A 13,445-nucleotide genomic window follows, 5' to 3' on the forward strand; every position below is an offset into this window, starting at 1 on the left:
CTAATCTAAGTAACCCAAAAAAAAGAATTTGAATAACGATGGCTAATATTACATAGGGATAAACGTTATGTCAATGTGATTTTATGGCATAAAAATGATTTTCAGGAAAAAGAGAACGTATCCACGACCTCATACATTGGCGATTGTCCAAGCCTTGTCACATAAAGTACAACGTCCTCCACCATCCATGAATTAGCACCTGTGGAATGTTCCGGAAGCACTCCGGACACCCCTTCATTCTCATTACCTGGAATATGCCCCAGAAACTTCCTGGCGATTGTAATGTGCGGAGCAAATGGTCTTAACTCAGCTTCATACCCAAGGGTTGAAGTAGCCTTCACGATCTCTTTTTGTAACGAAAGCAATTGATTGACCTCTCCGCTAACACTTTTCCAGAGCACTTTAGGGGCTTCTTCAAGCCCAAATGTGCCCCAGCCCGATAGCTGAAGTTCGAAAGCCTGGAATCCAACTACTGCTGAGCGCAATACTTTTCGAAGATGTCCAATGTCACTAACGAAGGTATCCCCCAGAAATTGCAAGGTTATATGAAAATCTCTATGATCTGTCCATTTACGAAAATCAAGCTTGTTCTGTACAAGCCTCGCATCCATCTGAAGAGACTGCTGAACAGCTACAGGAAGACGAATCGCTACAAACAATCTTTCCCGCCGGGATGCATGATCCTGATGTGATTGGTTATTCATTGCATACACCTCTCTAAAGTTCGCTCTATTATTTCATAACTATACATATCGTTTCAAGTTGGGTAAGTATAGAGTGACACAAAGATCAGAATTTGCAAATAAGGCTAGATTCCTGCATTTCCCACCTTAATGCACATCCAACATCAAATCTGATACACTTCAATTATCAAAACTCATCAAACTATTTATCTCAGGAGGACCACACATTATGGGTAAAATTGTATGTTTTCCATCTCTATCCGAAGAACAGCAACAACGCATTCAGAATGCTGCACCGGGATACACCCTGAAATTTGGAAAAGCCAAGGAGTTGGACCCCGCTGAGTTGAAAGAAGCTGAGATTATTTTCGGCTGGTCACCACTCGTCACTGAACATGCTCTGAAACAGGAAAGCCTGTTAAAATGGGTTCAAGTCTGGTCCGCAGGTGTGGACAGTCTCCCCTTCGCGGATTTGCAACAAAAGAATGTTCAGGTCACCAGTGCAAATGGGGTCCACGCGATTCCAATCACCGAAATCATTCTGGGCATGATGTTGTCCCACAGTCGCTGGCTGAGACAAGCCATGTTGCATCAACAACAGTCCGAATGGAAAGCTCCTGCCAAACCACTGCCGGAACTGCATGGCAAAACAGCAGTCATCGTTGGTGTGGGTGAGATTGGAACCGAAACAGCCCGCATTCTCAAAGCACTGGGCATGCGCACGATCGGAGTTCGCCGCTCAGGTAAGGATGTCCCCAATGTGGATCAAATGTACGACATGACTGGTTTACATGAAGCCTTGAGCCAGGGTGATTATGTAATTAACATTTTACCGCTAACCGATGAAACCAAACATATATATGATCAAACTGCATTTGAGCAGTTCCGATCCGGTGCCTGCTTCGTCAATGTCGGCCGTGGCCCCAGTGTGAAAACGGAAGCGTTACTGAATGCACTCCAAAACGGCCAGGTTGCCTTTGCCGCACTCGATGTGTTCGAAGAAGAACCTCTTCCTGCAGACCACCCGCTATGGGGCATGGATAACGTGTTAATTACGCCACATATCGCAGGAAGTACAGAGCAATACGCGGATCGAGCAGTTGATATTTTCGTCAAAAATTTGGAAGCTTACGTCGCTGGCGATACCCTGCCGGTGAACCTTGTGGATTATAGTCATAAATATTAACACAAACACCCGTTCCCATGCAATATTGTGCAAATCAGATCAACGATATCAATGGAACTAAAGAATACTTATACTTGCAACTTCGATGACAGAACAACCTTCCGATCACTGTTATTCCCAGATTTTTTTAATTCACTTTTATAAGGTGAAAATCTGTGCATAAAGGCGAAGAGTATGCTTCCGATGCAGCTTTCTTACAGAAAGCTTTTAGCTCCACTTCTTCAGGTTATTTCTGTCCTCTACGTTCTCGTGTAAATCATTAGTTCAATTGATATGTACGCAATAAAAAACGCTACCTCTGGGAAATCTAAATTCCCTTAAAGGTAGCGTTTTTGTTTTTTTACGCTTACATACATAGCCAAATATGACGTATAAACGCGCCTTTGTGTACTGTACGATACTCTTTTACCGTCCATCCCGCTTCCAGCAAGTGCTCTTCTACCCACTCTGTGGAAACAACGACTGCCCGTTTTGCCAATCTGCGCAAACTCTCCAGCATGGCTCGTTGCTCATCATCTGGAAGTACAGAACACAGGTTATAGGGCATGTCCAGAATTGCTGCATCATACATACCTTCCAGTTCATTCATGTCCCCAAGTGTGATTCGATCCGAATCATATCCATAATGCGGCAGGTTGATACGTGCACCTCGGACAGCCAGAGGATTCAGATCGTTACCTTTTGCTTCAATTCCCATGGATAAAGCTTCAATTACAACCGTCCCCATGCCACAGCACGGATCAAGCAAATGATGGTTTTCCACCTTCGGAACGGCAATATTAACCAATGCTCTGGCGAGCGTGATGCCCAATCCAGTCGAGTAGTTTTGCGGCTTCTGCCGGTGAATTTGCCAAGATCGATCCGCTTCTGTCCACTGGCCCAAGATCCATTTTTCTCCTGTTTGGATTAGGCCGAAAGTCACCTTAGGTTGCTTCATCTGTGCCTTGCCTTTAATGCACATACCGACTTCTTTTTCCAGTTGACGAGACTGTTCATAATCAGGGGCATGATCGCCTTCTTTCAGACAGACTACCTTAAATGTCTCATCTGGCAGCAGGTGAATATCTTTGGTAAGAGGAAGCAGATCCGTCACAGTGTCCCCTTCGCCGATCACGTCCAATCTGCCGTGGATAAAAGGGCTACGTCCAGGTGGAATACATCGTTCGGACCACACATACGAACCCCCGTCTGAGCGAATCTCCGAACTCGGTTCGAGCAGTGTGTCCAGCTCCAGCGTGCATAATTCGCGCTCGTTCTCATGGCAAGCAAAGGTGTAGATGTATTTCCCAGAAACAGGGTGAATAACAGGTAATTCTTCAGACAAATATATCCTCTCCTTCCTGCAAAACTCATGTTTCTTCTAGAGGTTGTTCAAAAAGTTCGCTTTTGATTACGAAGGATGCCTAGTGGCATCATCAGCATTGAATATGGAACTCAGCCGAAATGTCCGTTGCTCACGTAGTCTCCTCCTACGCTCCACTACTCCATTTCTAGCTTCATCCCATCTTCTCGGTACTGAAAACCAACCTTTTTGAACACGCACTTCTATATAAATACTAGCCTATTGAAGACATAGCGAATATTGGCTGTAACTTAGCTTCAGGTAGTCATTGTATACAATGTTAGGCTTCTAGACAACTGTCATTTCCCTGCTTATACCTATTAGAAAGAAAAAAATAAGGCATTCCCATTATTCAGGAACACCTTACTTTATTTGAGATTATAACCAATGAAAATCGAAGCGATCTTGTCAACTTACGTTATAGGTCAACAGCTCAAAATTATGCTGAATTTCTACGAACCGCCATCTGTGTGAGTCCAGTTTCTTCTATTAAAAGAAGAAGGTTATATTTTTAATTTTTCAATGGATGTAAGCAGGTCTTCAGACAATTCTTTCAGACTTTGAATATTGCCGCTAATCGTTTCCATCGAACTAACCTGCTCTTCTGCCGATGCCGAAACTTCCTCCACACTGGCTGCCGATTGTTCCGAAACAGCGGAAATCTGCTGACTGAAATCATTCATGCGTCCGCTTGCTTCCTGCATTCCTGCGAGACCATCCGTCATGGTGCTGATGACACCAACCATACCTTCCACCGATTGATTAATTGTACGGAACAGTTGACCTGAAGCAAGTACATGTTCCTGACCCAGTTCGGTCTCCTGAACACCCGTGCGCAATTCTGCAACTACCCCTTGTGAATCCTGTTGAATATCCTCAGTAATCGCCGTAATCTCTTCCACCGAAGTCTGCACAGCTTCAGATAATTTCCGCACTTCTGATGCCACTACGGCGAATCCGCGTCCACTCTCTCCCGCACGTGCTGCCTCAATAGAGGCATTCAATGCCAGCAGGTTGGTTTGGCGTGCAATGTCGTGAATGACCTGAACCAGCTTGGAAATATCTTCATTTTTACGATTCAAACGTTCCATCTTGTTCATGGAAGCCGAGACCGAACCAGAAATCTGTTGCATCTGCTGCACGGACTGTTCCATCGCTTTGCGACCATTAAGACCTTGCTCCAGTACAAGATCGGACATGACGCGCAACTGACTGCCTTGTTCCGTATGCTTCTGGATGTGATCATTCAAAACTTCAACCGTACGGGCTGATTCCACGGCTGTCTCTGCTTGGCTTTCCGCGGCCTTAGCCGACTCTTCCATCGTCACAGCAATTTGGCGACTACCAATCTTAACCTCTTCCGAGGAGATTGCCAGTTCACCGCTCTGCCGATTGACAGCTTCCGCAATTCGTCTGACGCTCAGCACCATCGAAGTCAGGTTACCTTTCATGTCATTGACCGCTTTGGCCAGAACACCGACTTCATCCTCATGTTTGGTATGTATATCCTGAACATTCAATTGGCCTTCTGCAATCAGTTTCACCGCACTAATGACACGTAGCAGTGGCTTTACGACCTGTGAACGAATAATTGGAATACTAATCGCTGTAATAACAATCATAATGAGAACTCCAAAAATGATGAACAATCTGCCATCCTGCACAGATCTGATCGTTTGAGCGGCAGCAAGATTGGACTGTTCCTGATTGTATTCCACAAGATAATCCAGATCGACTTGCATCGCGTCAAAGGAATCAGCACCTTTTTCCGACACTTCCTTCGCCAGCTGTGTCTGCCCCTCATCACTCAGCTTGATCGATTGCGTATTAATCTTGAGATATGCTTCCCATTTATTCTTGAACGCAGTCCAGTGCTCGAGTTCATCGGGAGACTTCTCCTGCTGATCATAGATTTTAATCGCCTGCGTCGTTTCACGAATATACTTGGTACGCTCTTCTGACAAGAATGCCTTGTCCGATTCATCCGCGTCAAAGTGACGATAACTTAGTGACAGGACATGCTCTGTGGTATAGTTTAACCGGTTAATTTGCTGGATTGATGGCATCCAATTGTTCGTAATTTCGTTGGTGTTGGATTCGATAGAATTCATCCGGGTGACAATCGTGACACTTAAAACAATTAAACAGAGGATTAACAAGTAGAACGCGATGCTGATACGCAGACCGATACTCTTGATCTTGAATCTGCTGAACATATGATTTCCCCCTTGACCTCTTCGGCCATCCCGAATTCAGGTGTTTTGTCATTGTTTTTCCCTTCTTTTGACCCCTTGTCAAAAGTACTTATCTATATTATATCGATAGGAAAATAGACGTAAAGTATTATAACATTATTTTGTTAGAGAGATGCTTTATTTTGTAAAAGATTGTTGAATTTTAACAAAGTCAAAAAAAGAGCTGCAGCATACGGCAAATTCCCATTCTGCAGCTCTTCGGTTTGTTCTTAATTCATGCTTCAGCCAGTAATCGATAAGAATCCAACCTTCGCTCGTAATCCGGCCCAGTCGTAACCAGCAGCAAACGCTGCGTATCCAGTCTACGGCTGACCTGTTGCAATTGATCCCATACCTGCTCAGGTGTACCTGCATAGTGCCGCACCGCTTCATTATCACCAGCAACCGCTGCATCATTCCTGTTCTTGGCCGAGACCGCACCTGAACTCTGCTCGGATGAACGTTCTTTTCCATCCGCCTTGCGTCTCTCCGCCATGTCACGACTCCAAGCCAAAGCATCCTTCTCTGACTCGGCACACAATACGCTAACGGCCACCATAACCTCCGGCTCCTTCATGGTTGCACTGGGTATGAACCCTTCACGGTATCGCTTTACAGCCTCTGTTCCATCGGCATCACTCATGAATTGACCAAAGACATACCCCATGCCAAACCGTGCCGCAAACTCTGCACTCTTCACGTTTGTCCCCAACATCCAAAGCGATAACGGAAGCTTGGGAATCGGACGAGCCGTCACGGGATGATCCTCGTACATGTAGCGGTCTTCGAGCAGTTCTGTGAGTGCTGCAAGCGATTCGGGCAGCTTGGACACATGCTGCAAGTAATTGCCACTGAGTGCCATCGTCGCATGAGGTCCACCGCCAGGAGCACGTCCGAGCCCCAGCTCAATGCGCCCCGGATAGAGCGCAGCCAGCAGACGGAACGACTCCGCCACCTTGAGCGGGCTGTAATGCGGCAACAGGACCGCACCAGAGCCAAGTTGGATTGTTGTCGTCCTTGCTCCGATGTGCGATAGCAGTACTTCGGGAGAAGCAGAGGCCAGTTCAGCCATATCGTGATGCTCTGACGTCCAGTATCGGGCGTATCCCCACGCCTCAGCACACTCCGCAAGTGTCACCGATTGCTGAAGCGCCTGTTCCGCTGTGGCATCATTTAACCTTGGAACAAGGTCAAGTACGCCCAGACTGAACTTCTCACTCATTCTCGTAGCCAAGCGTCTCATCTCCCTTTATCTTGGTTAACTCTAATCCAAATCGTAGATGGAACCCACCTTCAGACCGTAGAGTTCATTGTATATTTTCTCGGCAAATGCATCCGTCATTCCCGCAATATAATCGATCACCATGTGTTCCCAAGTCCAGATCGGCTGGGCTTTGGCTTGATCCTTCTCATACCGCTGCAGCCAGTCGGATGGAATAATCGATTTGGACGTTTCCGGATCGAGGAATGCATCCCATAACCGCTTAATCATCCACTCACTGCGCTTCTGTAGCCGCTGCACACGCAAGTCACGAATCATCGTCACCCAGGCAAAGCTCTTGAGCACGCTCACCGTACGCAGCATATCGAGGTCTTCAGCCCCTTCACGGACAAAGGTTACCTTCTTCCAGTCACCGTCGTCAATAACGCCCAGACTGCCTACAAAAAAGCTCACCCAGTAGGCTTTCACCTCACGGCGTGTACGCGAGTAATCATGCTCGCAGAACGGCATCTTCTCATTCCAGATGCGCAGGAACGAAGCGAGTACCTCTTCTACCTTTTGCCCAATGGCCTCTCGGGTCCATCCGTTCCAGAACAGATCCTCCAACGTCGTAATCTTATCCACAATCAGTCGATTCACATGCGGATCTTGTAGGAAATGCTCATGTACCTCAATCTTGCCTGCTTTGATGCCATCCTCCAGGTCATGCGAGGAGTACGCGATATCGTCGCAAAGGTCCATCAGCTGCGCTTCCAGCGTCTTCTTGCCTGCCGGCACGTTCCAGCGATCACGGATCTCACGAATATATTGCCACTCATGATGATACATGCCTTTCTTGCTCTCCGTCCCAGGGTAGGGATATTTGTTAATTCCCAGCAATACTGCATCAGACAGGTTCAGCCCGTCGATATCTTCACGTTTCTCCAAGTGCATAATGAGGCGGAAGTTGTGCGCATTGCCTTCAAAATGCTCGTATTTCCGTTTAAGCTCGGCACGCACCTCAGACTCCACCTTGGGAACTTTGGCGCCGCGGCTTTTCTTCATGATTTTCTTAGCCTCGGTGTTAATGAGGTCATCGAGAATGCCATCCAATACTTCTTCACCTTTATGTCCAAAAGGCGGATGACCGAAGTCATGTGCGATTGCAGCGCACTCCACCACTTCTGAATCAATAATAAGGCCGGGGCTATCCGCCTGATCCCAGTCTACCTCGGGAAAACGACGAATCAGACTTCTGGCCGCTTCTCGCGCAATCTGTGCCACCTCCAGGGAATGGGTCAAGCGAGTACGATAATAATCACCCGTTCCTGCGCCAAACACCTGCGATTTGCCCTGTAACCGACGGAAGGTCGGTGAATGAATGAGTCTGGAATAGTCCCGTTCATACGCTGCACGAGATCCATCCAATTTGGTTAATTCGGGATATTGTCTATGTTCTCTCAGATCGTTCCATTGCATGGGGATCACTCCTAGCCGACTGTCTCTATTTTGAGTGATTATACACAACATCTGTGGTTTCGAAAAGTAAAACCTGTCTGTGATTGTCATCTCTTCTTACATCAACTTGTAATGAACAGTCATCTTCTCTTATTATACCCTGCCAGACTATCATCCGTGCATCTAAATGATAATGATTAATACTGAAATTACACTAACGTGATTAATGGTGAAAAAAAGTGACTTACACAGTTTGCGCGGCCGTTCCGGTTACGGATCGTTCTTATGATCGCTGTTATTCCCAAATTTCTTTGATTCCCTTTAAAAAGGGAGAAATTCGGAAATAGCATATGCTTCCGATGCAGCTTTCTTACAGAAAGCCTTCAGGCGAACGCTTCGCTTCTTCAGAATCGATTCCGTCCCCTTCACTACTTTTGCTGTCCCTTAAATACAACAATGGTATTCACCATTTATCTCGCTAAAATCGAGTGAAGATCAAGTTCAATTTATATTAATATCATCATTTGCTTCAATGATAGTCTGCCTCCCCCGCGCCCTCCCCGTTGTGGGTAAAAACAAAAAAACCGACAGGACTGAAATGCCCTGTCGGGGTGGGAATGGTGGGTGCAAAGATGTTACACCATAACCTTACAGATATCGTTGGTGAACTCTACTGGGTCTTGAATTGGCAGTCCCTCGATCAGCAATGCTTGATGGTACAGCAGGCTAGTATAGAGGTTCAGTTTTTCCTGATCCTGTGCGAAAGCGTCTTTCAACGATTTGAATACATCGTGATTCACGTTGATCTCCAACACTTTATCAGCCTGTACATTTTCACTGTTCGGCATAGCTTTCAGGATTTTCTCCATTTCAATCGTCAACTCACCTTCGGTGGACAAGCATACCGGGTGGCTTCTGAGACGTTTGGAAGCTTTAACGGCTTTGACTTTACCCGCCAATTGAGCTTGCATCGCTTCAAACAACTCTTTGTTGTCGTTGTCCTGAGCGTCCGTTTCTTCTTTATCCGCGCTATCTTCGATACCCAGGTCACCACTGGAGATGGATTTGAATTCTTTCTCCTTGTAGTTCGTGATCATCTTGATTGCGAATTCGTCGATGTCATCGGTAAAGTACAATACTTCGTACCCTTTCTCCAGAACACCCTCGATCTGCGGCAGCTTCTCAATACGGCTAATGGACTCACCGGATGCATAGTAGATGTACTTCTGATCTTCCGGCATTCTGGAGACGTATTCGTCCAGGCTCACCAGCTTGCTCTCTTTGGAAGACGTGAACAACAGCAGATCCTGCAATGTATCCTTGTTCACACCATAGTCGCTGTATACGCCATATTTCAACTGACGGCCAAACGCTTGGTAGAACTTCTCGTAGTTCTCACGCTCGTCCTTCAACAGGCTTTGCAGTTGGCTCTTGATTTTGTTCTTGATGTTCTTCGCAATCAGGCTCAGCTGACGGTCATGTTGCAACATCTCACGGGAGATGTTCAGGGACAGATCTTCGGAATCCACCATACCTTTGACAAATCCGAAGTAGTCTGGCAACAGATCTCCGCATTTATCCATGATCAATACACCGTTGGAGTAGAGTTCTAAGCCTTTTTCATACTCTTTCGTGTAGTAGTCAAACGGTGTGTTCTCCGGAATAAACAGGATCGCATTATATACCACTGCGCCATCTGCGCTGATGTGCAAGTGTTTGAGCGGTTTGTCAAAACCGTAGCGTTTTTCCATATAGAAGTTCGTGTAGTCTTCTTCGGTCAATTCGCTTTTATTTTTACGCCAGATCGGCACCATGCTGTTCACGGTTTGTTCTTCTTGGTATTCCTCGAATTCATTCTCAGTGCCCTCTTTTGGACGTTGACCCGTTACATCCATCTTGATCGGGTAGCGAATGAAGTCGGAATATTTCTTGATGATGGATCTCAGGCGGTACTCTTCCAAAAACTCGTCATACGAATCTTCTTCGGTATTTTCTTTGATCGTCAGGACGATTTCCGTACCTACGGAATCTTTCTCAGCTGGTGTGATCGTGTAACCATCCGCGCCTTCGGACTCCCATTTCCAAGCCTCGTCGCTGCCCAGCGTTTTACTCGTTACCATCAGCTTGTCCGCCACCATGAATGCCGAGTAGAAACCTACCCCGAATTGTCCAATGATGTTGTGACCGTCTTTAGCTTCATTTTCCTTCTTGAACGCCAGGGAACCACTCTTCGCGATAACCCCCAGATTGTTCTCCAACTCTTCCTGCGTCATACCAATACCGGTATCTGTCAGTGTAAGTGTGCGGTTTTCTTTGTCGATTGTGAGCTTGATGAAGTAGTCCTCTTTGTTGAAAACGAGCGTATCGTCCGTAAGTGCTCTGTAATAAATTTTATCAATGGCGTCACTGGAGTTGGAGATCAATTCTCTCAAAAAGATTTCTCTTTGGGTGTAAATGGAGTTGATCATCATATCCAGCAAACGTTTGGATTCTGCCTGGAATTCTTTTTTAGCCATGAGTGGTTGGACTCCTTTCAAATTTGGATATCGAATGATTTGATTGAAAATAGAAAGTAAACCTCTGAATTTCACATGCAAAAGGTTAGGTCACTAGAAAACCTTCCTATCGATTGTTCCCCTAATTATTAGGTTCCCATTTCACAACTCAGCACCTCAGTTATTGTCGCTCTCTAATGGCCGTTCCGGTTACGGATCGTTCTTTTGATCGCTGTTGTCTATGAAATTTCTTGAACTATTTTTTTTTGTAGAAATTCAGAGACAAAGGCGAACGCTACCGCTTCTTCAGAATCGATTCCGTCCCCTTCACTACCGAGGTGTTCCGACAAACAACTTAATGATGCGAGACATTTTCAAATGGAAATAATTCACTGAACACATTTCGATTTCAGAAAAACTTTTCTAGCCACTTCACGCGCATGTCATATCCCAAGGTGAACTTTACCTACTTGTCAAAAACAGAATCATTCCATATGTAGTCGTGTAGTAAAAACATCATTTGTTAGCACTCTAATGATCGGAGTGCTAAACCCTTCCTTTTATATAACATATGGGAAAATTGGGTGTCAATACGAAGGCGGTTATTTTAACAAAAAGATCGAATAACCCTTTCGTTTTGGAACATACCTCCATATTTTAACGTAATCACGCTAGTAAAACAAAAGCCGACTCGAACCAAAGTTCGAACCGGCTTGGGGAAAGACATTTACGGTCAAATTTAAAAACTACTACTTTTTCGCCATTTTCGGATCAAGGGTATCGCGCAGTCCATCGCCCATCAGGTTGAAGCCGAGCACGGTCAACATAATGGAAACGCCGGGGAAGATCAGTGTCCATGGTGCTTTTTGTATAAACTGACGAGAGTCCGACAGCATTTTGCCCCATTCCGGGTCGGGTGGTTGCGCACCCATACCAAGAAATCCGAGTGCAGCGGCCTCAATGATCGCCGTCCCAATTCCGAGTGTACCCTGCACGATCAGCGGAGTAAGGCTGTTGGGCAAGATATGACGAAACAAGATTCGCCCGTTGCCCGCTCCAAGTGTCCGTGCCGACGTAATGAATTCCTCCTGTCTCAAGCTGAGTACCCGTGAACGTACCAATCTTCCGTAGGTCGGGATGTTCACGATGGCGATGGCGAGCAGTGCATTTTGCAACGACGGGCCCAATATCGCCACAATGGCGATGGCTAGCAAAATTCCGGGAAATGCGAGCAAAATATCAAATAGACGTGAGATGAGCATGTCCGCCCATTTTCCATAAAATCCGGCAATCAGACCAAGCAACGTACCCGCGATAATGGATCCAATGACGGAAAAGAAGCCCACCCACAGTGAAATACGCGCTCCATGCAGCACTCTGGAAAACACGTCACGTCCCAGATCATCCGTACCAAACCAATGTTCTGCCGAAGGAGCCTGAAGCCGATCCGCCAGCACTTGTTCCTTATAATCGTAAGGTGCGATGTATGGCGCGAGGAAGGCCAAAATGATGAAAAACACAATGATAATCAAGCCCGCAAGCGCAAGCCGATTTTTACGAAACGTTCTCCACGCTTCCCGCCACGGACCGGCTGTGCTCGCTGTCGCGGCACCAATGGATGGTCCGGTATTGGTCGATAATTTGGCCATGCAGCGTCTCCTTTCTTGGATATGATTGAATGATAAATCCCCTATTTATAACTAATTCGAGGATCGAACACGGCGTAGAGCAGGTCCACAATCAGGTTAATCACCACGAAAAAGAATGCCACGATCAGAATGCCACTCTGGATCACCGGATAGTCCCGCGAACTAATCGCTTCATATATATAGCGTCCCACGCCCGGCCAGGCGAAGATCGTTTCGGTCAACACCGCACCCCCGAGCAACGATCCCGTCTGGATACCAATGACGGTGAGCACGGGAATAAATGCATTTTTGAGCGCATGTCCATATACGACAAAAAACGGACCCAGTCCCTTCGCCTTTGCTGTACGAATGTAATCGGAACTCATCACTTCCAGCATGCTGGAACGAGTCATCCGGGCAATAACAGCCATCGGAATCGTGCCCAGTGCAACACTTGGCAGAATCAAATGTTTCGTTACAGTCCACAACTGATTCCATTGTCCAGCAATCATCGTATCCAACACATACAAGCCTGTAATGGCTTCCACCGGATCGCGTGCGTTCATGCGTCCAATAGATGGCAGCCACTGTAACTTGTTTGCAAACAACCATTGTTCCATCAGACCGAGCCAGAAGATCGGCATCGATACACCCACCAAAGCAATGACCATACAGCAATAATCAAACCAGGAGTTGTGCTTCCATGCACTGACAATCCCGGCATTCACCCCAATAATGACAGCAAACAACATACTTGCCATCGTTAATTCAAGGGTTGCTGTCAGATAAGGCACAATTTCCTGGGCAATAGGCACCTTGGTTCGGATGGATGTTCCGAGGTCACCTTTGAGCAAATCGCCCAAATAGGCGAAATACTGCTGGAACCATGGTTTATCCAGACCGAGCTGGTCACGAAGAGCCTGCTTGGATTGTTCGGTTGCCTTTTGCCCAAGTATGGTCTCGGCCGGGTCACCCGGAATCGCGTGGATGATGGAAAAGACAATCAGGGTCATGCCCAGCAGCACGGGCAGCAACACAAGCACACGTTTGACAATATAGCTATTCAATCCTGTTCACCTGCCTTCGACATATCGTGCAAAAATAAAAAGCGCTGGCAGTCACGCATGCTTTGGATAGTTACGTCCGGATGTGGGTTCTGCCAAGCATTGCGTCTCACCAGCGCTTTAAAAGAAAGAATGGTTAATGCGTTAGATGCAT

The 13,445-nt window shown here is 46.4% G+C and carries 9 protein-coding genes; 1 reads left to right on the forward strand and 8 read right to left on the reverse strand.

Annotated elements, in window-relative coordinates:
• Nucleotides 1-101 precede the first annotated feature (101 nt).
• The gene (thpR, locus tag HF638_RS10720) at nt 102-704 is read right to left on the reverse strand and encodes an RNA 2',3'-cyclic phosphodiesterase (protein ID WP_169480197.1); all 603 of its coding nucleotides are present in this window, start codon (nt 702-704) and stop codon (nt 102-104) included.
• A gap of 208 nt (nt 705-912) precedes the next feature.
• On the opposite strand from thpR, the gene HF638_RS10725 reads away from it, so the two are divergent.
• A complete protein-coding gene (locus HF638_RS10725; protein WP_169480198.1) occupies nt 913-1,869 on the forward strand; it encodes a D-2-hydroxyacid dehydrogenase in 957 nt (318 codons plus the stop codon).
• A gap of 346 nt (nt 1,870-2,215) precedes the next feature.
• Here HF638_RS10725 and HF638_RS10730 read toward each other — a convergent pair whose 3' ends face one another.
• The 7 genes from HF638_RS10730 to HF638_RS10760 all read right to left on the reverse strand — a co-directional run bounded on the left by HF638_RS10730 (nt 2,216) and on the right by HF638_RS10760 (nt 13,294).
• Nucleotides 2,216-3,193, reverse strand: coding sequence for a TRM11 family SAM-dependent methyltransferase (locus HF638_RS10730; RefSeq protein WP_169480199.1), 978 nt, complete (start codon nt 3,191-3,193; stop codon nt 2,216-2,218).
• A 521-nt stretch (nt 3,194-3,714) separates the two neighbouring features.
• Entirely contained in the window at nt 3,715-5,427 is a 1,713-nt protein-coding gene (locus HF638_RS10735; RefSeq protein ID WP_169480200.1) for a methyl-accepting chemotaxis protein, read from the reverse strand.
• Nucleotides 5,428-5,680: 253 nt separating this feature from the next.
• Entirely contained in the window at nt 5,681-6,688 is a 1,008-nt protein-coding gene (locus HF638_RS10740; protein WP_481856150.1) for an MsnO8 family LLM class oxidoreductase, read from the reverse strand.
• 21 nt (nt 6,689-6,709) lie between these two features.
• Nucleotides 6,710-8,125, reverse strand: coding sequence for a deoxyguanosinetriphosphate triphosphohydrolase family protein (locus HF638_RS10745; RefSeq protein WP_169480201.1), 1,416 nt, complete (start codon nt 8,123-8,125; stop codon nt 6,710-6,712).
• 614 nt (nt 8,126-8,739) lie between these two features.
• Nucleotides 8,740-10,620 (reverse strand): molecular chaperone HtpG, encoded by a 1,881-nt coding sequence (gene htpG / locus HF638_RS10750; RefSeq protein ID WP_169480202.1) that lies wholly within the window; start codon nt 10,618-10,620, stop codon nt 8,740-8,742.
• 728 nt (nt 10,621-11,348) lie between these two features.
• Nucleotides 11,349-12,248, reverse strand: a complete 900-nt coding sequence (gene nikC / locus HF638_RS10755; RefSeq protein ID WP_169480203.1) for a nickel transporter permease — start codon at nt 12,246-12,248, stop codon at nt 11,349-11,351.
• A 41-nt stretch (nt 12,249-12,289) separates the two neighbouring features.
• Complete coding sequence (locus tag HF638_RS10760; protein WP_017690144.1) at nt 12,290-13,294, reverse strand: ABC transporter permease; 1,005 nt, start codon at nt 13,292-13,294, stop codon at nt 12,290-12,292.
• Between the last annotated feature and the right edge of the window lie 151 nt (nt 13,295-13,445).

This window comes from Paenibacillus sp. SZ31 (assembly GCF_012912005.1).
Taxonomy (GTDB): domain Bacteria; phylum Bacillota; class Bacilli; order Paenibacillales; family Paenibacillaceae; genus Paenibacillus.